Source organism: Streptomyces sp. NPDC029956, from assembly GCF_055574655.1.
In genome coordinates this window covers 29,156-52,538 of the sequence record NZ_JBVHZJ010000012.1, presented here as the reverse complement: position 1 = coordinate 52,538, position 23,383 = coordinate 29,156, and the positions used below count along the sequence as shown (strand labels likewise).

The window sequence follows — 23,383 nt, the reverse complement described above, 5'->3', positions numbered from 1 at the left end:
GTGGACCAGGAGACATCGCTGGTCACCACCGTCCACCGATGGCTACTCGGCCGGGTCGGCGCTCTGTGGGCACTTCTCACCGCCCGGCCGCTGTCGCTGTACGCCGCCTCGGTCCTGCGCATCGGCTATGGACTGCTCTACCTGGTCTTTCTGCTCCGCGAGTTCCCGCACCGCGCGGAGATCTGGGGCCCCGACTCGCCCTGGACACCCGCACTGGCAGCACAGCTCTTCGACCAGACGGGCTGGAACAGCATTCTGATGCTGTCCGACAGCCGTGCCTACTTCGAGCTCTGTTACGTACTGGCTCTCGTCACGTCCGCGCTGTTCACGCTGGGTTGGCGGACCCGCGTCATGTCCGTCCTCTTCGCCGTCGTGGTGATCTCGTTCCACGCAAGAGCGATCTTCATGACGGACGGGGGCGACAACCTGGTCCTTCTGATGGTGTTGTATCTCGTTCTCACCGCATGCGGTCGGCGTTGGTCCCTGGACTCACGCAGAGACCGGCTCAGGACGGCTCGCGCGGCCCACGCGCCGCAACCGGTGAAGAGTTTCTACGCGCAGCAACTCAAGGAGGCCCGCATCACCTTGACCACGGTGGTGCACAACTGCGGCATCTTCGTCATCGCCGCACAGGTCTGCTTCCTCTACGGATCGGCCGGCCTGTACAAGGTCCAGGGTTCCACCTGGGGCGGCGGCACCGCTCTCCACTACGCACTGAACCTCGAACTGTTCCAGCCCTGGCCCGCGCTCTCCCACCTCGTGGACGAGTTCCCGATGGTGATCGCGATCGTCGGCTACGTGACGGTCCTCGTGCAGGTCGCCTTCCCGTTCGTGCTCTTCGGCAGGCTCAAGTATCCCGTTCTGACCGTACTGCTCGGCATGCACATGGGTATCGCCGTACTCATGGGGCTACCCCTCTTCTCCGGCGCGATGATCGTCGCGGACGCCGTGTTCCTCCCCGACCGCTTCTACACCTTCCTCCCTCTCCTGTGGCGACGTGCGGCACAGCACGTCGGAATGCGGCGCGAAACCCACCAAGCGGCAGGATCGGGATCCGTACCCGCGCAGGCGGGACCGGAGGCACCCGCCTCGAAGTATCGGGCCGTTCGGGGCGGGTAGACCATCATGTCGTGTGTCAAGCCGCGAGAGGGTGGCCCGGACCGGTCGAGGGCACCTGGTCGGGAAGCCACCGAGTCGCTGCAGCAATGGTGTGCGCTGCGTTCGGCGACGCTGCCGAAGTACTCCGTCCGGCGGCGGACACCGGGATGCTCGCCCTTTCGCAGTACGGGGGAGCTCGTTCAAGGAACCTCTGCCCAGCCGTTTCGCATGGCGTGGGCTCCGAGCTGCATCCGGGTCCTGACTCCGGCCAGGTCCATGAGGTGACGCAGGCGCCGGTGCAGCGTTCGCGGTGACAGGCCGAGTTGCGCGGCGGCGGTGAGGTCCGTCAGGCCGGCCAGGAGGAGGGCGAGAATCCTTCGGTCCAGGTCGGTGGGACCCGGCGTACCGACCTGGACGGTGGGATCGGTCTCTCCGCCGGTGCCCAGTTCGAGGGGGCGGGCTGTGCGCCACACCGTCTCGAAGAGCGCGTCCATCGCGTCCAGCAGCCCGCTGCGGTGCAGCAGCACGGCGCCGGGTTCTCCCGCCGCCGTGACCGCGAGCGGGACGAGTCCGAGGTCGGCGTCGGCCAGGACGAGTTTCATCGGAAGTTCGTCGGCGACCCGCAGGTGCACGCCCTTCCCCAGGGATTCGATCGCGTCGTCGACGATGCCGGGTTCCGCCAGGACGGCCCGGTCCAGCACGGCGCGGAAGTGCACACCCCTGCCGATGGCCACGGGTTCGGCCGTGTTCTCGTCGGGTGGCAGGGCGACGAACGGCGCGGTGATGAAGGAGCGGACCTGCGTGCGGGCCGCCTGCTGCACCTGGAGGAAACGGTGGCGGATGGCGTCGACGCCCGTGACGACCTCGATCAGATCGTTGATGCTGCTCCCGGTCATCGCCGCTCGGTGTTCCTCGGCGAAGGTCACCAGGGCATGCTCGGCCATGCGCAGCCCGTCCCGGCGCTGGCTGATGAGAGCGCCGAGCGCCATGGCCGGCGGCGCGGCGGTGAAACGGTCGTCCGCCGACCTCGTCACCAGTCCCCACCCGACCAGGCGGGACAAGGCCTTGTCGACCTGGGCATGCGGGAGGACAAGATGGTCGGAAAGCAGGATCGCGGTGGAGTTCGGCCGTCCGAGCAGCGCCCGGTAGACACTTTCGTCGTCGGGTTCGAGGCCCAGAACATCCAACATCGGCGACCGACTCTCTTCCGCTTGCCGCAGCGGGGAGAGTATGCGCCATGGCGGCAGACCCTGAATAGTCCCTGATGGGAGCAGGTGTGAGGGGAAGGGCCCCGGGGAGTCGCCGCCCCGGGGCCCGACGGTGCGGTTCATCGCAGGCCGTACGCCCGGATGATCTCGTTGCTGACGCCGAAGCCGCTGTCCGTCCCGGCGCTCGCGCGGAGCGAGACGAAGCCGCCGGGCTTCCTGGCCGTCTTGAACGAACCCGTCCAGGTGCCGTCGGCCCGCTTGGCCAAGGTCACCTTCTGCCAGTCGGCGCCGTCGTCGTACGAGACGTCCAGCGTCACCCCGGTGACGGTGCCCGGCACGGTCCCGAGGTCCATGGACACCGGCTTGAGCGTGATCTTCTGGGTCGTGCCGGCCTTGACGTCGCCGTGCAGGTCCGTCTCCAGCCTGTAGTCCAGGTTCAGCACCGAGAACGGCTCGAAGAAGTCCGAGTCGACGGTGTCGGACACGAAGGTCCACTCGGTGTGGGTGCGCGTCGACAGCCGGAAGGCGTCAGCGGGCCGTTCCACGTCGAGGACGGCGCGGTAGGGCCGGTTGCCCGCCGGTACCTCCACCCATTGCATGTCCCCGCTGACGGGGTTGTCGTGGATCAGGGTGTCGCCCTGGAAGATCTGCAGATGGGACGGCGTCTCGCCCCACGGGAGGTAGCCGCCGAGACGCATGGTGTCGCTGGCGGAGGCCCACGCCTGCACGTTCCAGGTCATGTAGTTCTGCCAGCGGGAGTTGTACACGCCGAAGGACTCGCTCTGGGCGGGCCGGATCGCCGGGGCGAACCAGTCCAGGCGCGTGGTGCTGCCCTTGGCGTAGGTGTTGTCGCCCGACACCATCGACCACGGCAGCGGTCCGTCGACGCCCTGCGTGTGGAACTCCCTCCAGACCTGGCCCGGGGTCACCCATTCCGTGCGGGTGCCCGGGTGCCACTCCAGCTCGGGCATGTTGAACGACGGGCTGAGCGTGAAGTCGGACCGGTACCCTTCCGCGAGCCGGCCGCCGGCCGCCGCGTGGTAGCGGGCGTCGATCCTGGCGAGGTCACCCTTGCCCGGCTTGTAGACCAGGGCACGGTCCGGCACCTGGCCGGGGTAGTTCCGGGTCAGGTCGTAGACGAACGGCGTGTGCTCGGTCTGCTTCACGGTCAGCTTGAGGACGCCTGTCTTGGCCATCGCGACAAGGCCCTTGCCCGCGTCGCGGTGCACGGTGGCGACGGGGACGGCCGACTCGCCGACGTACTCCATCAGGCCACCGACACCGTCGTTGACCACGATCAGCGCCTTGGCGCCGGCCGCGACCGCGGCCTCGGTTCGCTCCTGCGGCGCGACCTCGTTGCTCCGCTCGACGACGACGATCCGGCCCTCGGCCGTGACGTTCTCGTACGCTTCCGCCGTTCCGTTGCCCGCGTAGACGGCAGGCAGCGTGTCGGTGCCGGTGTCTAGTGCGCTGCCCGCCTGTACCCGCGCCTCGAACCGGAGCCGACCGCCCAACGCGCTCAGGCCGAGCTGCGGCTCGCCCTTGCGCCAGCGGGTGACCAGCGTGAACTCGCCCTGCTTCATCGGCTCCGTCGGCGCGACGTAGACGTCGTCGTACGTCGGCGGCAGCACGTACGCGCTGCGGTAGTCCATGTACGGGTCGAGGCCCGCGTAATGGACGTTGAAGTCGACCTTGCGCTGGCGGTCCTCGGTGAGCTGCGGCGCCTCGGTCTGGAGGAGCCGTGCCTTGCTCGCGTCCAGCACGACATCCGCGGAGCCGTCCTTGAGCACGGTCTCCGGGTCGACGAGTACGGCCAGACCCGAGCGGTCCGCCTTCTCGCCCGCCACGTCGAGGTACCCCGCGACGGTGTACAGGCCGGGTGCCATACGCATGGTGGTCGAGCCGTGTACGTAGACCTGCCACGGCCAGAAGTCGCCGGCCAGGTTGATCGTGACCCAGCCGGCGCCGGGCTTGCCGTCCCGGCCGACCAGCTTGATGTTCAGGTCGTAGCGCTCCTCCTCCTTGAGCAGCGCCACGGACGTGCGGGTCACCGACTGCCCGGTGGCAGTGTCGGTGGCTGTCACGTAGCCGACGTGCCGGCCCGCCGAGACGGCTTGCGGGTCACCGGTCACCGGGACGGCGGCGGTGCCGCCCGCCGGCACGGTGACCGTGGTGGCTCCCAGCGCGAACGGGCCGCCGTCGTCGGTCAGCGCCAGGTTCAGCGTGGCGTCGGTGGAGCCGGTGTTGGTGAAGGTCAGGTCTTCGGTGACGGCCCCGTCGCTGGTCTCGTGCGGCCATGTGTGATTGCCGAAGAAGAGCGATCCGGTGGCGCGGACCGTGGTGCGCACGGCGGCGGCGACGTCGAGACGGCCGGTGCCGACCTCGTACGGCGAGTACCCGCCGTCCAGGCCCTTGGCCGTGCTCATCAGGTGTTCCTTGAGCTGCGCGCCGGTCCAGTCCGGGTGCTGCTGGGCCAGGATCGCCGCCGCGCCGACCACGTGCGGGGTGGCCATGGAGGTGCCGCTGATGGTGCGGTACGGGCCCTCACCACCGCCGGTCATCTCCTGCGAGCGGGCCGCGGTGATGTCCACGCCGGGCGCTGCGATGTCCGGCTTCATGCCGCCGGAGTAGGCCAGCGGGCCGGTGCTCGAGAAGGACGCGAGCCGGTCCTGCTTGTCCGTGGCCGCCACGGTCAGCGCCGAGGCGGCCGCGCCAGGGGCGGAGATGCTCTCCGGGCCGGAGTTGCCGGCGGCTGTGACGAACAGCGTGCCGTACTGCGCGGAGAGCGCGTCGACCGTCTGCGACATCGGGTCGCTGCCGTCGGTCGGGTACGAGTCGCCGAGGCTCATGTTGACGACGTCCGCGCCGGATTCGGCGGCCCATTGCATGCCCGCCATGACCCAGGAATCCTGCCCGTGGCCTTCGGCGCCGCCGAGCACCTTGCCGACGAACAGGTCGGCGCCAGGGGCGACGCCCTTGTTGTCACCCCCGGAGGCGGCACCCGAACCGACGATCGTGCCGGCGACATGCGAGCCGTGCCCGTTGACGTCGGTGACGGCCTCACCCGGCACGAAGCTCGCCGTACCGTCGATCAGGCCGGCGAAGTCGGGATGGTTGACGTCGATGCCGGTGTCGAGCACGGCGACCTTGACGCCCTTGCCGTCGTAGCCGGCCGCCCAGGCCTCGGGCGCGCCGATCAGCGGCACGCTCTCCTTCAGACTGGCCTTCACGCGGCCGTCGAGCCACAGCTTCGCCACACCCGCGCCCAGCGACGGGCTGCCCGGCTGCGCGACGGTGTTCCAGAAGGTTCGTGTCTGCCGCTTCTCGGTGCTGAGCGCGGCACCTCGGATGCCCTTGAGCTTCCGGGTCAGCTTGCTGCCCCGGGGGGCGGTGGGTTCGACGGCCGCGCGGGACTTCGGCAGGGTGTACGTCGCGATCAGCGGGACCGCGGCCGACTTCGCGTCGTCGTACCCCATCTCGATCAGGTCGGTGACGTTGAACAGCCGGCGGTCCAGCGTGTCCGTGCCCAGTAGCGGCGCCGCTTCGTCCGGGATGACGAAGAGGTCGCCCTTGATCTCCTGGAGCTTCACGCCGCCGACGGCGCTGTCGGGCCGGTCGACTTCGGCGATCTGCTTGCCGTCGGCCGTCGTGGTGACGGTGACGACGTCGCCGGTGACCAGTGTGACCTTGTGGGTCGCCGAGGGCTTGGCGGGGACGCTGGGCCTGGCCGGAGCCGCCTGCGCGGGTGCCTGCAGCGCTATGAGCCCCGAAGCCAGCAGGGGCACCACAGTGGCCGCCGCGGTCAGCGGCCGGCGTCCGCGCCGGAAGGCAGAGGGATGGGAAGGGGAGTTCATGGCATGGGTCTATCGACCGGTGAACACCGGCGTGAAGGCCTCATGGCGGCAAGTCCTCGCCATGGCAAAGGCTTGTCAGCCGTGAACCGCGCGATTCCGGGCGGAAAGACCTGGCAGGTCGCGGGTACCGACATGCGCCGGAGGACGACGGGGGTCAGATTGGAGGTATCCGACCCGCCGGACGGAGACGTCTCGGCGGGCAGACGACAGGGAGGAGCCTGTCAGAACATGGCGCGCGAAGGAGCGACAGGTGAGTCGCCGCGGCTGGTTCTCGTCGTCGGCGTCGCCGGGTCGGGCAAGTCGACGGTGGGGCGTCTCCTCGCCGAGCGGCTGGGCTGGGCGTACCGGGACGCGGACGCGTTCCATTCCGACGGCAACCGCGCCAAGATGGCCGCCGGCCATGCCCTCACGGACAGCGACCGGGAGCCGTGGCTTGAGGCGATCGGGGAGTGGCTGGATCGGGCGACCGCGGCCGGTCAGCGGGCCGTCGTCACCTGCTCGGCGCTCAAGCGCCACTACCGGGACACGCTGCTGGCAGGGCGTCCCGGCACTGTCCTCGTGTACCTGCACGGCTCGCGCGAGCTCCTGGAGTCCCGGCTTGGGGCGCGCCACGGTCACTTCTTCCCGGCGGGCCTGCTGGACAGCCAGCTCGCGATCCTCGAGGAGCCGGAGCCCGACGAGCACCCGTTGGTGGTGGAGATCGACCGGCCTCCGGAGGCCGTCGTCACGGCCGTGCTGTCGCTGATGCGCCGGGAACCCCCTGCCGGGGCACCGGGGGAAGGGCCGGGCACGGAGCGGCCCGTCCGCACCGGCGCGCGCGACGGCTCTTCAGCGTCCCCCAGCCCCACAGGCGGGTCGTGGCGGTTGGTCCGGGGCGGGCAGAGCGCGGAAGTGGTCCAGCTGGGCGGGGCCCTGCGCGAGTACGTCGTGAACGGCCGACCTGTGCTGGACGGGTTCTCCACGGGGTCCACCATCACGGGCGGGCGCGGGCAACTGCTCGTCCCCTGGCCGAACCGCGTGGGCGGCGGACGCTACCGCTTCGACGGCAGAGATCTCCAACTCCCCCTGACCGAGGTGGAGAAGGACAACGCGATCCACGGACTGCTGCGCTGGACCCTGTGGGAGCCAATCGCCCGCACCGATGACTCGGTGATGCTCGGCACCACGCTCTGCCCCCAGCCCGGATATCCGTTCCTCCTTGATGTCCGAGTCGAGTACCGGCTGAGGGCCGAAGGGCTCAGGGCCACGGTCCGGGCCACCAACACCGGTACCGAACCCGCGCCTTACGGTGTGGGCCAGCATCCCTATCTCACGGTCGGTACCGGTCTCGTCGACAGCGTCGTGCTGACCGTTCCCGCGCGGACCCTGCTGCATACCGACCACAGGGGCCTGCCCATCGGCCGGGCGCCCGTCGACGGCACCCCGTACGACTTCCGCGCTCCCCGCCCCATCGGCGACCTGCGGCTGGACACCGCCTTCACCGGGCTCGACCGCGACCATGACGGGCGGGCGGTCGTACGGCTGGCGCACCCCTCAGGACTGCGAGGCGTCGAACTCTGGCTCGGCGACGGCACCCGCTGGGTGCAGGTGTACACGGGCGACACCCTGGCCGAACCCGAACGGCGGCGACGGGGAGTCGCCGTGGAGGCGATGTCCTGTCCACCGGACGCCTTCCGGAGCGGAACGGACCTCACCGTCCTCCAGGCGGGCGCGACCCACGTGCTCCGCTGGGGGCTGAGCACCTGGGGGTACTCGTGACCGTGGAGCCGTCGAGGACGAGCGACATGACCGCGCACGGTTTCCGGGCGCTCTACGAGCGGCTCCGGAACCAGGCGGCGCCCCCGGCGGTGGACGGCCGGTGTGGGGCGCTACGCCATCTGACACCTGATCGGGTGGCGGCGGCGGCCTCGGAGGTCCGGATCGGACGCACCGTGTCGATGGCGGCTCCCATCGAGACCGTGCCGGGCCCCGACGCCCCCGAGCCCGCGGTGCACCGCATGACGGGCCCGAGCCCGCGCGAGCTGGGCTCCGACGCGCTCCACTTCGCCACCGACCGCTTCGCGATGAACGTGCACGGCGACGCTGACAGCCATCTCGACGCCCTGTGTCACGTGGTGTTCGACGGGGAGCTCTACGGCGGGGTGCCCGCGAGCACCCTGACGGCCGAGGGTGCCCGTCGGCTCTCCGTCGACCTGCTCGGGAACGGCATCGTCGGACGGGGTGTCCTGCTGGACATCCCGCGACTGCGTGGTGTGCCCTGGCTGGAACCGGGCGACCATGTGACCTCGGGCGACCTGACCGCCGCCGAGGTCACGCAGGGGGTCCGTGTCGGACCGGGCGATCTCCTGTTCGTCAGGGTGGGGCATCGCCTTCGGCGCACCGAACTCGGGCCGTGGGACTCCGCCGAGGCACGGGTGGGTCTGCACCCGACCGCCGTGGAGTTCCTGGCCGAGCGCGAGGTCTCCGCGCTGGGCGGAGACGGCAACAACGACACCGCGCCCAGCGTCGTGGAGGGCATCGGCTTCCCCGTGCACGTCCTGGCCATCCACGCCATGGGGGTCCATCTCATGGACTACCTGCGGTTCGAGGACCTCGTCCCGGTCTGCGCACAGGCCGGGCGCTGGAGTTTCCTCTGTGTGGTCGCCCCCCTGCGGCTGACCGGAGCCACGGGGTCGCCCGTGAATCCCATAGCGGTGCTGTGAACAGGCCTGGCCCCAGGGACCGCCGCCACACTGCGGAGAATGCCCACCGGCCAGGGACCTCCGCTCCGGTCGCCGTCCACGAGGGGGGCGGCTACTTTCGAGAGAGGTGGGCCGGCCGCACCTCCGCCCGCGGGGTGCCAGGTGCCTGACATCAGGTCGGGGCCCTGATTCCAAGGACGGTGGTCGCCGTGGGCGACGCCCCTCACTACGACGTCATCATCATCGGCACCGGAGCCGGCGGAGGCACTCTCGCCCATCGGCTCGCCCCGTCCGGCAAGCGCGTCCTCCTCGTCGAACGCGGCGGCCATCTCCCGCGTGAGCGGGACAACTGGGATTCGACGGCCGTGTTCGTCAGGGGGAAGTACCGTGCGCCGGAGTTCTGGCTGGACAGGAACGGCGACGAGTTCCCGCCCGAGGTCAACTACTACGTCGGCGGAAACACCAAGTTCTACGGAGCCGCCCTCTTCCGGCTGCGCCCCGAGGACTTCGGCGAGATCCGTCATCACGGCGGCATCTCCCCTGCCTGGCCGATCCGGTACGAGGATCTGGAGCCGTACTACACGCAGGCCGAGCACCTCTACCTCGTCCACGGACGGCACGGCGAGGATCCCGGCGAAGGCCCGGTGAGCGCGCAGTACGCCCATCCGCCGGTGGAGCACGAGCCGCGCATCCAGCAGCTGAGCGACGATCTGGAGAAGCGCGGCCTGCACCCGTTCCACCTGCCGATCGGCGTCAACCTGATCCAGGAGAACGGCGGGCGGGCCACCCACTCCAGCGTCTGCATCCGGTGCGACCGGGTCGACGGCTTTCCGTGCCTGGTGCGCGGGAAGTCCGACGCCGAGGTGATCTGTGTGGAACCGGCCCTGGAGCACCCGAACGTCGAGATGGTCACCCACACCCAGGTGGTCCGTCTGGATACGGATGCCCGGGGACGCAGGGTCAGCGCGGTCGTCGGCCGGCTGGCAGACGGTTCCGAGGTCCGCTACACGGCGGACATGGTGGTCGTCTCCTGTGGGGCGGTCAACTCCGCGGCGCTGCTGCTGGCCTCGGCGAACGAACACCATCCCCGTGGCCTCGCCAACGGCTCGGACGTGGTCGGCCGGTTCTACATGCGGCACAACAACCTCGCTCTGATGGCGGTGTCGAAGGAACCCAATGACACCCGGTTCCAGAAGACCCTCGCCGTCAACGACTGGTACCTCGGCGCCGACGACTGGGACTTCCCGCTGGGCGGCATCCAGATGCTGGGCAAGTCGGACGCCGAGCAGATCCACGGCGAGGCCCCCCGATGGGCCGGTGCGGTGACACCCGACATGCCGTTCGAGGTGCTGGCGCATCACGCCGTCGACTTCTGGCTGTGCGGTGAGGATCTGCCCCTGCCCGACAACCGGGTCACTCTCGACGGCGACGCCCGTATCACTCTCACTCTCGACGAGAAGAACAACGTCGAAGGGCTGAGGAGGTTGAGGCACAAACTGCAGGGAATGCTGGGCCACCTCGGCATGCACGAGCATCACCTGCTGTCCCGCAGCATCTACCTGCACAAGGGCATGCCGATCGGCGCGACGGCGCACCAGGCGGGCACCGTTCGCTTCGGCACCGATCCTGCCGCCTCCGCGCTGGACGTGAACTGCAAGGCGCACGACCTCGACAACCTGTACGTCGTCGACACGAGCTTCTTCCCCAGCATCGGCGCGGTCAACCCGTCCTTGACGGCCATCGCCAACGCCCTGCGGGTCGGGGACCACCTCGTGGCCCGGCTGGGTTGAGACCGGCGCGGCACGCCTGCGAGTGGTCCGTCCGGACGAAGATGCTCGCCTCAACGGCCCACAGGCGATGCTGAGGAGATGCCGACCGCCCCATCGGGTGATTGCGTGAGCTGCCCGGCCGCGCCGGCCCCGGGCCCAGGGCGACCGCGCAGCGAGGAGGCAGGGAATGGATTCCACTGTGGGGGCACCGCAGGATGTGCTCCCGGCGCGCTTGCTGCACGGCCAGAAGGCTCTGGTCACCGGCGCCAATTCGGGCATCGGCAAGGCCACGGCCATCGGTCTGGGCCGAGCGGGCGCCGACGTGGTCGTGAACTACGTGGCGGGGCGTGAGGCCGCCGAGGAGGTGGTCGCGGAGATCGCCTCGTTCGGGGTACGCGCCTCGGCGTACGAGGCCGACGTGTCCCAGGAGGACCAGGTCGTCGCCATGATGGACCGGATGGTCCGGGAGTTCGGCACCATCGACGTTCTCGTGGCCAACGCGGGACTGCAGCGGGACGCCCGGCTCACGGAGATGACGCTCGCTCAGTGGCAGAAGGTCATCGACGTCAATCTCACCGGTCAGTTCCTGTGCGCCCGGGAGGCGACCAAGGAGTTCCGGCGCCGGGGCGTGGTCCCCGAGGTCTCCCGCTCCGCCGGGAAGATCATCTGCATGAGTTCGGTGCACCAGCTCATCCCGTGGTCGGGCCACGTCAACTACGCGTCCTCCAAGGGCGGCGTGCAGATGATGATGCAGACCCTGGCCCAGGAGCTGGCACCCGAGAAGATCCGGGTGAACGCGGTCGCCCCGGGGGCGATCAGGACGCCGATCAACCGCGCCGCCTGGGAGACGCCGGAAGCGCGGGAGGACCTCCTGCGGCTCATTCCGTACGACCGCATCGGCGATCCCGAGGACATCGCCAACGCCGTCGTCGCGCTCGCCTCCGACCTCATGGACTACGTGGTGGGTACCACCCTGTACGTCGACGGCGGCATGACCCTCTTCCCGGGATTCGCCACGGGCGGATGACCGTCTCCCGGCCCGTCACGTCCACGAACAGCGAAGGCTTGCATGTCCACCTCGCTCCACCTGCTGGCGGATGCCCCGGCCCAACTCCTGCCGGCCCGGGAACTCATGGCCTTCACCCTGGCCTCTCACATCATCCTGGTACCCCTCGGTGTCGCCTTCCCCTTCATCACCCTGGTCATGCACTACCGAGGGCTGCGCCGGAAGGACGCCACGGCGCTGCTCCTGGCGCGGCGCTGGTCGGCCGTCATGGCGGTGCAGTTCGCACTCGGCATCGTCACCGGCACGGTGCTTTCGTTCGAGTTCGGTCTGCTCTGGCCCGGCCTGATGGGGCGGTGGGGTGATGTCTTCGGCATCGGATTCGGCGTCGAGGCCTGGGCCTTCTTCCTGGAGGCCGTGCTCATCGCCATCTACCTGTACGGATGGCGGCGGCTGAAGCCGCGGACGCACTTCCTTCTCGGGCTGCCCCTGCCGTTCGCCGCACTGCTCGGAGCGTTCGGCATTCTGGCCGCCAACTCCTGGATGAACACGCCGCGGGGCTTCTCGCTCGACTCCGGGGGCAACCCGGTCGACGTGAACGTCTGGAAGGCGATCTTCACACCGATGTTCGGCCCTCAGTACTGGCACTTCGTCGTGGCCATGGTCATCACCGCGGGGTTCATGGTGGCCGGTGTCTATGCCGTCGGCTGGCTGCGCGGCCGCCGGGACCACTACCACCGGCTGGGCTTCGCCGTTCCGTTCACCATCGCCGCCGTCGCCACCCCGGTGCAGTTCGTCCTCGGCGACTCCATCGCCCGATCGGTGTTCCACAAGCAGCCGGTGAAGTTCGCCGCCATGGAGATCGTCTGGAAGACCGACACCAGAGTGCCGGAGTACCTCTTCGGGCGCCTGCACGAGGACGGAACCGTCTCCGGCGGCATCAAGATCCCCCTGCTCGACTCGGTGCTGGCCGGGTTCAGTCCGGACACCGAGGTGGTGGGGCTGACCTCCGTCCCGGCGGACCAGCGCCCCACCGCGACACAGGCGACCATCGCCCACTGGGCCTTCGACATCATGGTCCTGATCGGATCCGTGCTGGTGCTGCTCGCCCTCTGGTACGGGTTCGTCTGGTTGCGGCACCGCCGACTGCCCGCATCGGCATGGTTCTACCGAGCGGCGGCCTGCGCGGGCGTGGCCTCGGTGGTGGCCGTCGAGTGCGGCTGGATCGCCACCGAGGTCGGACGCCAGCCCTGGATCGTGTACCAGAACATGCGTGTCGCCGAGGCGGTGACGTCGACGCGCTCCACCACCCTGTGGATCATGCTCGCTGTGGTGATGGTGGTGTACGTGTTCCTCTTCGGCTCGTTCCTCGTGGTCCTGCTGAAGATGCGCACACGGTGGCGCCTCGCCGACGGGCAGCAGGCCGCGGCGGGTACGGAAAGTCCGCCGGAGGACGACCTCCCCTACGGGCCGCGCGCTCCCCTTCCCGTGGGAGACGTCCCTCCCTCCGGAGACGGAGCCGGCCGACCCGGGGGTGACCGCTTGTGACGGCCGACCTCATCGCCGTGGTCCTCCTCCTGGCCGTGACCGCGTACGCCTGCGCTGGCGGCACGGACTACGGGGCCGGCTTCTGGGATCTGACCGCCGGAGGGACGGAACGCGGTCGGCGCCCCCGGTGGCTCATCGACCATGCCATGGCTCCCGTATGGGAGGTCAACAACGTCTGGCTGATCTTCGTTCTCGTCATCATGTGGACCGGCTTCCCCGTCCTGTTCCAGACCGTGTTCTCCGCGATGTGGCTCCCGCTGGCCCTGGCCGTCGTGGGCATGGTCCTGCGCGGTGCCGGATTCGCGCTCCGAAAGCCCTCCCGCCGGCTCGCCGGCCGACGACTGTACGGTGCCGTGTTCGCCGTGGCCTCGCTCGTCACGCCGTTCTTCCTCGGTGCCGCCGTCGGCGGGGTCGCGTCGGAACGCGTGGCTCCCGGCACCGAGGCCTCGGCCGACGTCTGGACCAGCCCCACCTCCCTCGTGTTCGGGCTCGTCGCCGTCGCGACCACGGCCTTCCTCGGCGCGGTGTTCCTGACCGGGGACGCCCGCCGCTTCGACGCGCCCGATCTGGTCGGCTACTTCAGGCGGCGCGCGCTGTGCAGTCTCGGCGTACTCACCGTGCTTGCGGTGGTCACCGGCTTCGTCACCCACGAGGACGCCCCCTACGTGTGGCGCGGGCTCACCCACGGCCTGGGGTTGTTCTTCGTCGTCGTGGCCGGAGCAGCCGCCCTCGCCACCCTGCTGATGCTCCTGCGGCCCCCGAGCACCTGGATGCGTGTCACGGCGATCGGGATCGTCGCGTCGGCCGTCATCGCCTGGGGTACGGCCCAACGCCCCTATCTGCTGCCCACCTCGCTGACCGTGGCCGACGCCGCGGGCTCGCCCGCCACGCTGACGTGGCTGGCGATCGTCACCCTGGTGGCCCTGGTGCTCGTCGTGCCGGCCGTGGTCCTCCTCTACTGGCTCGACGCCCGCGGTGAGCTCGAAGAGCTCACCGACGCCGAGCTGCGCGGGGAGAGCGGCACCACGGGTGACGGTGCGGCACCGGACCATTGATCGCCCGTTCGCATGGCGTCCCTGACGCCCCCACGCTCGCATTCCGAGGAAGGAAGCCGCTTTGACCGACGACGAGATCCTTCTCGGACTCGCCTTGACGGTGGTGCTCGCCACCGGTTCGCAGATCCTGGCGAGCAAGCTGCGCGTCCCCGCCCTCATCGTCCTGCTTCCCGTCGGGTTCGCCGCCGGCGCGGTCACCGACGTCATCCACCCGGAGAAACTGCTCGGTCCGGACTTCTCCGCCATGGTGTCGCTGGCCGTCGCGGTGATCCTCTACGACGCCGGTCTGGGACTCGACGTGCGCAAGCTCGCCCACCACACCCGGGGGATCGTGGGCAGGCTTCTCGTGTACGGCGTGCTGCTCACCTTCCTCGTCACCGGGACGGTGGCGCCTGCTCTGTTCGACATGCCCCTGCGCGTGGCCGCGATGCTCGGCATGATCCTCGTCGTCTCCGGGCCCACCGTCGTGGGGCCGATCCTCGACTTCGTGCGACCGAGTGACAAGGTGCGGCGCATCCTGATCTGGGAAGGCACGCTGACCGACCCGATCGGCGCCATCCTCGGCGCCCTCACCTTCCACGCGGTCGCCTCGTCGCACCAGATCGACATCGGCCGGGGCTACCAGTTGGGGCAGTTCATGCTCAGCCTCGCCGTCGGGCTGGCGGGCGGGATCGTGGGAACCGCGCTGCTGTGGTTCACCCTGCGCACCCTGCGACTCGGCGAGACCCTGGGAACCCTGGCTCAGCTCGCCATCGTCATCGGTGTATCGGCGGGCTGTGACATCGTGCGGGACGACACGGGGCTCATCGCCGCGATCGTGGCGGGCCTCGCCGTCTCCAACATCCGCGGCTTCGACATGCCCGCGCGCCGCCCCTTCCTGGAGACCCTGGTCCAGCTGATCATCGGACTGCTGTTCGTCTCCATCTCCTCCACCGTCACCCCGGCGTCACTGGTACCGGTACTCCTTCCGGCGCTCGGCCTCATCGCGATCCTCGTCCTGGTGGTCCGCCCGGTCGTGGCCTTCGGCGCCGCGGCACGCACGGACCTCTCACGCGGCGAACGCGCCTTCGTCGGATGGATGGACCCACGCGGCATCGTCGCGGCGGCGACGGCGTCGGCCTTCTCCGCCGGCCTGGTGGAACGGGGAGTGCCCGGGGCCTCGAAGGTCCTCCCCGTCACCTTCCTGGTGATCGTGGGGACCGTTCTGCTCTACGCGCTGACGGCGGCGCCAATGGCCAGACGCCTGGGGGTCGTCAAGGAGGAGGGCACCCGTGTCCTCCTGGTGGGTGGCGAGCCGTGGGTGGTCGACCTGGGCAGGGCCCTGCGGTCCGCCGGCCTCGACGTGCTGATGTGGGCGGGACTCGACGAGGAACGGGAACACATCGAGCGGGCGGGCCTGGAGCTGGCCGAGGGCGATCTGCTGGCCACGGCCATCAATCCCGGGGCTCGGCTGGAGGGCGTGACGGCCGTCTTCCTGGCCACCGACGACGACGACTTCAACGCACTCGCCTCGATCGTGATGCAGGACAACGTCGAAGGTCCCGTGTACCGGGTGGGGCCACCGCACGACAGCCACGGCGTGGTCGCTCCGTACACCGGCGGCGACATCCTCTTCGGCCGCTCCCTGGTCCGGCACGTCCTCGCGGAGCGCTACGGACGGGGCGCCCGGTTCTTGGTGCGACCGGCCGCCGCCCCGCTGCCGCCGGAGTACGACACGCTCTTCGTGGTGCGCGCGGACCACCGGCTGGACCCCGTCACGGAAAGACGGAAGACCGTGCCTCAGGACGGTGACACCATCGTCCTCCTCGGGCCCGCGCCGACCACGACAACCGTTCCCCCACTCTGAGAACTCGCTCGGCGGCTCCGCGGCCTACGTGCCGTCCCGCCGGTCCCCCTGGAGCATCGCGTCCAGGGTGATCGCCGCGTCGATCAGGGCCAGGTGCGTGAAAGCCTGGGGGAAGTTGCCCAACTGCCTTCCTGTCAGGTCGATCTCCTCCGAGTACAGCCCCAGGTGGTTGGCGTACGTGAGCATCTTCTCCAGCACCAGCCTGGCCATGTCGGTGCGTCCGGCCCGGGCCAGGGCGTCGACGTACATGAACGTGCACAGCGAGAAGGTTCCCTCGGAGCCACGCAGCCCGTCGGGCGACGCCTCGGGGTTGTAGCGGTAGACCAGGCTGTCGCTCACCAGCTCACGTTCCATCGCGTCCAGAGAGGACTGCCACATCGGGTCGTCCGGGGTGATGAAGCCGACCGTCGGCATACGCAGCAGCGCCGAGTCGAGCACGTCGTCGCCGTAGTGCTGTACGAAAGCCTGCTTCCCCGGGTCCCAGCCACGGTCGTACACCTGCGCATAGATCTCGTCCCGCGCTTCGACCCAGCGTCCGCCCGCCGCGGGACGGCCGTCGTCGTAGGCGATCCGCAGGGCACGGTCGAAGGCCACCCAGGACATCACGCGACCGTACGTGAAGTCCTTCCGGCCCCCACGCGTCTCCCAGAGCCCTTCGCCGGGCTGGTCCCAGTGATCGACCAGCCAGTCGAGCAGGGTGTGCAGGGCCTTCCATCCACCGTGGTCGAGATGCATGCCGTGCTCGTGCGCGAAGTAGATGCTGTCGAGCGCCTCGCCGTAGATGTCCAGCTGGAGCTGGGTCGCCGCTCCGTTGCCGATGCGGACCGGGGCGGAGCCGCGGTATCCCTCCCAGTGGCCGAGGGTCTCCTCGACCAGGTCGGCCGAGCCGTCGACCCGGTACATGATGTTCAGTGGCCCCGAGCCATTGTCCTGACCGGCCTCCTGTTTCACCCGGTCGTGCAGCCAGTTGATGAACGCGGACGCCTCTTCCTTGAATCCCAGGCCCAGCAGGGCGTACACGGAGAACGAGGCGTCACGGATCCAGGTGAACCGGTAGTCCCAGTTGCGCTCCCCGCCCAGTTGCTCGGGGAGCCCCGCCGTAGGTGCGGCGACAAGGGCGCCGGTCGGCGCGTAGGTCATCAGCTTCAGCGTCACGGCCGAACGTTCCACCGCCTCCCGCCAGCGGCCGGAGTAGGTGGACTGCCCCAGCCAGGAGCGCCAGAAGCGGACCGTCTGGTCGAAGAGGCGCTCGAACTCCTCCAGGCGGACCTCGTGCGGAGGCCCGCCGGGAGCGGACTCCATCACCAGTCCACGCTGCTGCCCCGCCCGCAGGCTCAAGGAGAAGCGGAGGTCGTCGTTGTCTCCGGGGAGGATGCTCAGCAGCCGCTCGTCCTGCGGCTCACGGACGGCGTGGACGGCCAGGTCCAGGTCCTCCGAGGTGAACAGGGCGCCGTGCTCGGAGATATGGAGTTCGTGCGGCTTGCGGCCGTAGTCGAAGCGCGGAGCGATCTCCCCTTCGAACGTCATGCTGCCGCGCACGCAGCGGAGCATGCGGACGAGACGGTGCCGGTCCGTCGCGGTGGTTCCGGTCACCGGCATGAAGTCGACGACCTCCCCCGCCCCGGCCTCCGTCATGAAGCGCGTCACCAGGACAGCCGTGTCGGGGTGGTAGAGCTGTTTGGTCGTGTACGTGTCCGCAACCGGCCGCACGGTGAAGTGGCCGCCCTTGCGGAGGTCGAGCAGAGAGCCGAAGACGCTGGGCGAATCGAACCGGGGACAACAGAACCAGTCGATCGTCGCATCGGTCGTCACGAGGGCCGCGGTCTGCAGATCACCGATCAGACCGTGGTCCTCGATCAGGGGATAGTCCTCCATCGCGGGCCCCTTTCAGCCCCGGCCGACCACATGCGGGCGCCTACGCGCCGGAGTGAGGTGGACCGGACGGCACCCGGTCAGCTTAGGCCGACGGTGTCGCTCCGTCCTGGCGAGCGAGTGACGCGGGGTGACGGCGCCGCCGCTGCGCGCGGGTCCGGGTATCCCCCTACGGTGAGGGAGAGCGGATCCTTCGAGGAACCCGCCGTCACGTCGTGCCTCACGAGCACCTCATCCTCCCGCGAAGGAGCGTGGCATGGGTGTCATGACGTCCTGGGCGGACAGGTTCAGGTTGCGGCAGTACGTCAAGGCCAGCCTGTGGATCGTGCCGATGATCGGTCTCGCCCTCGGCGCCCTTCTCGCCGAGGCGGCCCTCGCCGTCGACCGCGCGGACTGGCCGCCGAGCGGCTGGCACTATTCCGCCGCGACCGCGAGCGGCGTGCTCACCGCCATCGTGGGCGCGATGGTGGCGCTCCTCGGTTTCGTCGTCACGATCGGCGTGCTGGTGGTGCAGCAGGCCACGGGAACCCTCTCCCCCCGGTACATGCGCCTGTGGTACCGGGACCGGCTGCAGAAAGCGGTTCTGGCGACCTTCACGGGGACGTTCGCGTTCGCCTTCTCCCTGCTACGGAGCATCGAATCCGCATCGGTCCCCGACCTCGGGGTCACACTGGCCGGCGTGGCGGTGGCCGTGAGCCTGGTACTCCTGCTCATCTACCTCAACCGGTTCACCCACAGCCTCCGACCGGTGGCCATCGCAGAGTTGGTCGCGCGCATGGGAGAGAACGTGTTCACCGGCGGCGCCGCGGCGATCCGGGGCGCCGCGCCCCACGGAGACGGAACCGTACCGTCCGACGGTTCGGTGCTGCACATCCGTACCGTGCGCGGCGGAGCCGTTCAGGCCTTCGACGTGCCCGGTCTGATCGCGGAGGCGGCCCGCCACGAGTGTGTCTTCGTGGTGACCCGGCTGATCGGGGACTTCGTACCGCCCGGCACCGTGCTGGTGGAGGTCCGTGGGGGCACGTCCAGACCCGACCCGGAGCGGGTGAACAGCCTCGTCGCCCTCGGGGTCGAGCGTACGATCGAGCAGGATCCCGCCTTCGCGCTGAGAGTCCTCGTAGACATCGCGATCAGGGCCCTCTCTCCCGCGGTGAACGACCCCACGAGCGCGGTGCAGGTCATCAACTACATCGAGTGGTTCCTGCACACGGTCGGCAACACGCGTCTGCCCGGCCGTTACGTCCTGGCCGATCGCGGCGGGGACGCGCGGCTGGTGCTCCCGGGCCGGGACTGGGACAACTACCTCGAGCTCGCCGTCTGCGAGATCCGTGACTACGGCGGTTCGTCCGTGCAGATCTGCCGCAGGCTCCGGGCCATGCTCGATGGCCTGCTCGACGCCCTGCCGCCATCGCAGCACTCCGCCGTGCACACGCAGTTGCTCCTCCTTCAGGAGGCCGTCGAGCGTGAGTTCACCGACCCTGCCCGCCGGGCCATCGCGGAGCAGGCCGACCGCCAGGGCATCGGGGGGCAATACCCCTCCCCAACCGGAATCCGGACCATTCCCGGACCGCACGGCTGACTTCATGCCCGGTGGCGAACGTTCCCACTGATCAGGCACATGCCGATGCTGTACCGCCGGCAGACGAAGAACCTGCTGGTCAGCTGCTCGCCGAAGAAGTTCGGCTTGGCTTTGCAACGCGCTGCGCTGCAGCCGCCGTGTCCTCGCGACACGGTCCTCCGTCCAGCGCCGCGCGCTGCGGGTCAGTGAGCGGTCCGTGGAACGTCCTTGGGGCCGCCGGTGTGGTGCGAGTCGCGCGGCGTCGGCCTGCTCGGTCCGGACGTAGGTCAGGGGCGGGGCGATGCCTTCGATCTCGCCGCACCGCTGCTCGTTTCCGGCGGTGCGGGGTGGCCCCGCCGGGATGCGCCGCGTTCTCCGCCGATGAGATGCGGACCCTGTCCCCTCCGGGCAGAGTAGGAAGGACCTGTTCGTACCGAGGTGGTCCCGTGTGGTCCCGCGTGCTGGAGACGGGACGGAGTGATGCGAGGATTGTCGTGACGCCGGAGTGATCGATGTTCCGCAGACGGCCGGCCGACAACAGCGAGGACCTTCTGGTCCGGCTCGGGTCGCTGACCGCCAGGGCGCGGGAGCTGGCCGAGACGCAGCGTTCCCGTGTCGAGCTCGCCGTGGCCCTTCAGCGCGGCATGCTGCCCTCGGACCTGCCCAGTTTTCCGGGCGCCCGGCTGGCCGTCCGCTACGAGCCCGCCAACCACGGGCTCAACGTCGGCGGTGACTGGTACGACGCCTTCTCCCTGCCCGGCGGGCAGATCGGCATGTCCATCGGTGACGTGCAGGGACACAACATCGAGGCGGCCGCCTTCATGGGACAGGTCCGCGTGGCACTGCGCGCGCTGGCCTCCGTCACCGGAGACCCGGGAGAGCTGCTCGGTCGCACCAACGACCTGCTCGTCTCTCTGGGCGCCGACCTCTTCGCCACCTGCACCTTCCTGCGGCTCGACCCCGCTGCCGGCACCCTGGAGTGCGCCCGGGCCGGTCACATCCCCCACATCTGGGCCACCACCGACGGCCGCTCCGGCATCGACGACAGCGAGGGCGGGCCTCCGCTCGGTGTGCTGCGCGGCGTCGACTACCCGGCCACGCGCCACCGGCTCACCGCCGACGGTGTCTTCGTCCTCCTGACCGACGGGGTGGTGGAGGGGCCCTCGCTCCACGTCGACGAGGGTCTTGAGCGGGTGACGAGGCTCGCCGGGATCACCGCCGTCGCCGGGCTGGACGTCGACGCGCTCGCCACCGCCGTCATGAAGCTGGCGGCCACGGTGGGGCACGAGGACGACGCGGCCGTCCTGGTCGTCGGCCATGACGGCGGTCCGGCCCGGCCGGCGGCCGAGGAGTGAGGGGAGGGGCTCGCCTCGGGCCGGGTCGGTCCTCGGACCCGCCCGGGCCCGTGCCGGACGGCGGCGCCCGACACGCTGGGGCCTTGCCCGGTCGTGGCGGCCCGGCCGGTGTCTGATGGCTGACGTGTTGGATATTCGGCAGTTCCGGTCCTCTACGGACGCGGCTCTGATGTCGCTGGCCGTGGCGGTTTGCTACTACGCGGCCGGACGACTCGGCCTGATGGGGCGCCTCGTCGTCGAAGGCGCGGTGGTCACCCCCATCTGGCCTCCCACCGGCGTCGCCGTCGCCGCCCTGCTGCTGCTCGGCGCACGGGTCTGGCCTGGGATCGCCCTCGGCTCCCTCCTCGTCATCGCCTCCCTCACCACTCCGGGGCCCACCACAGTGGTCACCGTGGCCAGCAACACCGTCGCGCCACTCTGCGCCTTCCTCCTGCTGAGACGGGCCGGCTTCCGGCGCGACATGGCGCGGCTGCGGGACGGACTCGCCCTGGTCTTCCTCGGCGGGTTCGGCGCCATGATGATCAGCGCGACCGCGGGGGCCGGACTGCAGGTGGCGAAGAGCTCCCTGGACAAGAGCGAGTTCTGGCCCGTCTGGCTGGCCTGGTGGGTGGGCGACACGATGGGGGTGCTGCTCGTCGCCCCGCTCCTGCTCGTCCTCGCAGGGCCGGCCGGACGGTTCCGGGTACGGCGCTGGAAGGAGGCGGCCTTTCTGGGGCTGACGACCCTGATCCTCATGCCGATGGCCGTGCTCAGCCCGATGAGCATGCTCTTCCTCGTCTTCCCCCTGCTGATCTGGGCAGCGCTCCGCTTCCAGCTCGCCGGAAGCATGCTGTGCGCGCTCTACGCCTCCGTGCTCGCCACTTTCGAGGCGACCTCCGGACGGGGCGCGTTCCTCCACCTGACGGACGTCGAGATCATGGCCAAGCTCCAGGCGCTCAACGGTTCCGCCGCCCTGACCGCCCTGCTTCTCGCCTCCATCATCACCGAGCAGCGTGCGACGCGCCGGTCGGTGCGCCGCGCCTGCCAGGAACTGGCGGAGGTCCTGGAGCACCTCGCGGCGGGCGAGCCCTCACCGGGTCCACCCGGCACCGCCGAGAGCCGGGCAGCCCCATCCGGAGGACACGGGAATCCGTGATCCCCGCGCCGGCGCAGGGATCAGGAGCCGTACAACGGCTGCAAGGCATGGGAGCTGTCCGGCGCTGACAAGCTGGTGCGTGATGGCGTTGGAGATGCACGGTCCTGAGCCGGCGGCCTGATCGTGAGCGTCCGGCGGGACACGTCGAGCTGGCCCAGATGTCGCCACCGCCCTTCACGTTCCTCCCGCCCACCGCCGGCCGCTGGGGGGACAGCGGCTGGGACCCCGTGCCGGGAGTAGCCGCGACCTGTGGCGTGGGGTCAGTCCTCGGCCTGCCTCCTGCCCCGGACGGCCCCCCGGTCCCGCGCCGAGGCCACGTGTCCGGCGGCTGCCACCACGGCCTCGATGAGCGGTTCCGTGCGGTTCTCCCTCAGCCAGGCGAGGCCCGCCGTCGACGGGGGCAGGTCCGTGACCTCGACGTAACGGATGCCGGGGCGCGGGAAGAGGTCGCGCGCGGCAGCCGGCAGGAAACACATGCCCTTGCCCTGCGCCACGAGGTGCAGAAGGCCCTCCAGGTCCGAGGCGACGGGTCCGTAGCGGACCGGGGTGCCGTCGGGTCGCGGGTCGGCGGCCCAGAAGTCCCACCAGAGCCGTGGCACCTGCGGCGGGACGTCGATCACCGGGTGGCGGGCCAGCTCCGCGAGGGTGATCCGGTCGCGGTCCACCAGCGGGTCGCTCGCAGGGAGACAGGCCAACCGCGGTTCCGTGGCCAGGTGTTGCACCTCGACGCCGGGCGGGACCGGTGGACGGAGGAAGGCAACATCGATGTCATGGCGGAACAGGGCGTCGAAGTGGTCGGCGAAGTGGAGGCTGCGCACGTCGACCTGGACCAACGGGTGCCGTTCGTGGAGGAGACGCAACACGGCGTGCGTGTAGGGCATCGCCGCTTCCGCGCCGATGGTGCCGACGACGAGCCGTCCGGAGAGCCTGCGCGCCTGGGTCGAAGCGCTGCGGCTCAGCCGGTCCATGGCCGCCACCACGCTGCGCGCGTCCGCCAACAGCACCCGGCCCTGCGGGGTAAGCGTCACGGCCCGGCTCGAACGGTCGAACAGCCGCACCCCGAGACGTCTTTCCAGGTCTCTGATCTGCTGGCTCAGCGCCGACTGCGTGATGAACAGCCGGGCGGCGGCGCGCGAGAAGTGGAGTTCCTCCGCGAGGGCGACGAACAGCCGGAGTTGATGGGCGCTCGGCGTCCGCGGGTCGGGTCCCGTCGGCGCGGCGCCTCCAGCGGCCGTTTCGCCAGTAACCATGATGAATCCCTTATCGATCGTCTTTCATGTCGCATGGCCACAAGCGGTGACATGAACAGAGTGCGAGTGGAAGGCTCGGCTCTCAAGCGACGCCCCGTGACAACTCCTCGGTTCCGCAGGGCCGTCCGACCATTGCTTTCTCGACAACGGG

General features: G+C 69.9%; 15 protein-coding genes. 11 read left to right on the top strand and 4 right to left on the bottom strand.

Going from position 1 to position 23,383, the window contains the following annotated elements; translation table 11 throughout:
* Positions 1–1,119: an HTTM domain-containing protein gene (locus ACZ4XX_RS12230; RefSeq protein ID WP_468507845.1), complete on the top strand. Its 1,119-nt coding sequence runs from the start codon at positions 1–3 to the stop codon at positions 1,117–1,119.
* Between the two features lie 179 nt (positions 1,120–1,298).
* Here the strand turns inward: ACZ4XX_RS12230 and ACZ4XX_RS12225 are convergent, their stop codons facing one another.
* Both ACZ4XX_RS12225 and ACZ4XX_RS12220 read right to left on the bottom strand, forming a co-directional pair.
* Positions 1,299–2,288 (bottom strand): helix-turn-helix domain-containing protein, encoded by a 990-nt coding sequence (locus ACZ4XX_RS12225; RefSeq protein ID WP_468507844.1) that lies wholly within the window; start codon positions 2,286–2,288, stop codon positions 1,299–1,301.
* A gap of 137 nt (positions 2,289–2,425) precedes the next feature.
* Complete coding sequence (locus tag ACZ4XX_RS12220; protein WP_468507843.1) at positions 2,426–6,160, bottom strand: S8 family peptidase; 3,735 nt, start codon at positions 6,158–6,160, stop codon at positions 2,426–2,428.
* A 228-nt stretch (positions 6,161–6,388) separates the two neighbouring features.
* Here ACZ4XX_RS12220 and ACZ4XX_RS12215 point away from each other — a divergent pair, with 228 nt between their 5' ends.
* The 7 genes from ACZ4XX_RS12215 to ACZ4XX_RS12185 all read left to right on the top strand — a co-directional run bounded on the left by ACZ4XX_RS12215 (position 6,389) and on the right by ACZ4XX_RS12185 (position 16,062).
* On the top strand, positions 6,389–7,918 hold the full coding sequence (locus ACZ4XX_RS12215) for an aldose epimerase family protein (protein WP_468507842.1): 1,530 nt from the start codon (positions 6,389–6,391) through the stop codon (positions 7,916–7,918).
* A 26-nt stretch (positions 7,919–7,944) separates the two neighbouring features.
* The gene (locus tag ACZ4XX_RS12210) at positions 7,945–8,862 is read left to right on the top strand and encodes a cyclase family protein (RefSeq protein WP_468507841.1); all 918 of its coding nucleotides are present in this window, start codon (positions 7,945–7,947) and stop codon (positions 8,860–8,862) included.
* A 188-nt stretch (positions 8,863–9,050) separates the two neighbouring features.
* On the top strand, positions 9,051–10,631 hold the full coding sequence (locus ACZ4XX_RS12205; RefSeq protein ID WP_468507840.1) for a GMC oxidoreductase: 1,581 nt from the start codon (positions 9,051–9,053) through the stop codon (positions 10,629–10,631).
* A 166-nt stretch (positions 10,632–10,797) separates the two neighbouring features.
* Positions 10,798–11,637 (top strand): SDR family oxidoreductase, encoded by an 840-nt coding sequence (locus tag ACZ4XX_RS12200; RefSeq protein WP_468507839.1) that lies wholly within the window; start codon positions 10,798–10,800, stop codon positions 11,635–11,637.
* 42 nt (positions 11,638–11,679) lie between these two features.
* Positions 11,680–13,161 (top strand): cytochrome ubiquinol oxidase subunit I, encoded by a 1,482-nt coding sequence (locus ACZ4XX_RS12195; protein ID WP_468507838.1) that lies wholly within the window; start codon positions 11,680–11,682, stop codon positions 13,159–13,161.
* Positions 13,158–14,216 (top strand): cytochrome d ubiquinol oxidase subunit II, encoded by a 1,059-nt coding sequence (locus ACZ4XX_RS12190; RefSeq protein ID WP_468507837.1) that lies wholly within the window; start codon positions 13,158–13,160, stop codon positions 14,214–14,216. Before ACZ4XX_RS12195 ends, ACZ4XX_RS12190 begins: the two co-directional genes overlap by 4 nt.
* Positions 14,217–14,277: 61 nt before the next feature.
* On the top strand, positions 14,278–16,062 hold the full coding sequence (locus tag ACZ4XX_RS12185) for a cation:proton antiporter (protein ID WP_468507836.1): 1,785 nt from the start codon (positions 14,278–14,280) through the stop codon (positions 16,060–16,062).
* A 24-nt stretch (positions 16,063–16,086) separates the two neighbouring features.
* Here ACZ4XX_RS12185 and ACZ4XX_RS12180 read toward each other — a convergent pair whose 3' ends face one another.
* A complete protein-coding gene (locus ACZ4XX_RS12180; protein ID WP_468507835.1) occupies positions 16,087–17,937 on the bottom strand; it encodes a glycoside hydrolase family 15 protein in 1,851 nt (616 codons plus the stop codon).
* A 253-nt stretch (positions 17,938–18,190) separates the two neighbouring features.
* Here ACZ4XX_RS12180 and ACZ4XX_RS12175 point away from each other — a divergent pair, with 253 nt between their 5' ends.
* The 3 genes from ACZ4XX_RS12175 to ACZ4XX_RS12165 all read left to right on the top strand — a co-directional run bounded on the left by ACZ4XX_RS12175 (position 18,191) and on the right by ACZ4XX_RS12165 (position 21,982).
* On the top strand, positions 18,191–19,513 hold the full coding sequence (locus ACZ4XX_RS12175) for a DUF2254 domain-containing protein (protein ID WP_468507834.1): 1,323 nt from the start codon (positions 18,191–18,193) through the stop codon (positions 19,511–19,513).
* Positions 19,514–20,004: 491 nt separating this feature from the next.
* Positions 20,005–20,847 carry a PP2C family protein-serine/threonine phosphatase gene (locus ACZ4XX_RS12170; RefSeq protein WP_468507833.1) on the top strand — a complete coding sequence of 281 codons (843 nt, stop codon included), beginning with the start codon at positions 20,005–20,007 and terminating at the stop codon, positions 20,845–20,847.
* Positions 20,848–21,016: 169 nt separating this feature from the next.
* The gene (locus tag ACZ4XX_RS12165; protein ID WP_468507832.1) at positions 21,017–21,982 is read left to right on the top strand and encodes an MASE1 domain-containing protein; all 966 of its coding nucleotides are present in this window, start codon (positions 21,017–21,019) and stop codon (positions 21,980–21,982) included.
* Positions 21,983–22,242: 260 nt separating this feature from the next.
* Here the strand turns inward: ACZ4XX_RS12165 and ACZ4XX_RS12160 are convergent, their stop codons facing one another.
* Positions 22,243–23,232, bottom strand: a complete 990-nt coding sequence (locus ACZ4XX_RS12160) for a LysR family transcriptional regulator (protein WP_468507831.1) — start codon at positions 23,230–23,232, stop codon at positions 22,243–22,245.
* Positions 23,233–23,383: the final 151 nt, after the last annotated feature.

Bases quoted from the DNA above. Each gene is read 5' to 3' on its own strand.
- ACZ4XX_RS12210 (WP_468507841.1), top strand. From the start codon at position 7,945: ATGACCGCGCACGGTTTCCGGGCGCTCTACGAGCGGCTCCGGAACCAG.
- ACZ4XX_RS12195 (WP_468507838.1), top strand. From the start codon at position 11,680: ATGTCCACCTCGCTCCACCTGCTGGCGGATGCCCCGGCCCAACTCCTG.
- ACZ4XX_RS12175 (WP_468507834.1), top strand. From the start codon at position 18,191: ATGGGTGTCATGACGTCCTGGGCGGACAGGTTCAGGTTGCGGCAGTAC.
- ACZ4XX_RS12180 (WP_468507835.1), bottom strand. From the start codon at position 17,937: ATGGAGGACTATCCCCTGATCGAGGACCACGGTCTGATCGGTGATCTG.
- ACZ4XX_RS12215 (WP_468507842.1), top strand. From the start codon at position 6,389: ATGGCGCGCGAAGGAGCGACAGGTGAGTCGCCGCGGCTGGTTCTCGTC.
- ACZ4XX_RS12160 (WP_468507831.1), bottom strand. From the start codon at position 23,232: ATGGTTACTGGCGAAACGGCCGCTGGAGGCGCCGCGCCGACGGGACCC.
- ACZ4XX_RS12170 (WP_468507833.1), top strand. From the start codon at position 20,005: ATGTTCCGCAGACGGCCGGCCGACAACAGCGAGGACCTTCTGGTCCGG.
- ACZ4XX_RS12200 (WP_468507839.1), top strand. From the start codon at position 10,798: ATGGATTCCACTGTGGGGGCACCGCAGGATGTGCTCCCGGCGCGCTTG.
- ACZ4XX_RS12165 (WP_468507832.1), top strand. From the start codon at position 21,017: ATGTCGCTGGCCGTGGCGGTTTGCTACTACGCGGCCGGACGACTCGGC.
- ACZ4XX_RS12225 (WP_468507844.1), bottom strand. From the start codon at position 2,288: ATGTTGGATGTTCTGGGCCTCGAACCCGACGACGAAAGTGTCTACCGG.
- ACZ4XX_RS12220 (WP_468507843.1), bottom strand. From the start codon at position 6,160: ATGAACTCCCCTTCCCATCCCTCTGCCTTCCGGCGCGGACGCCGGCCG.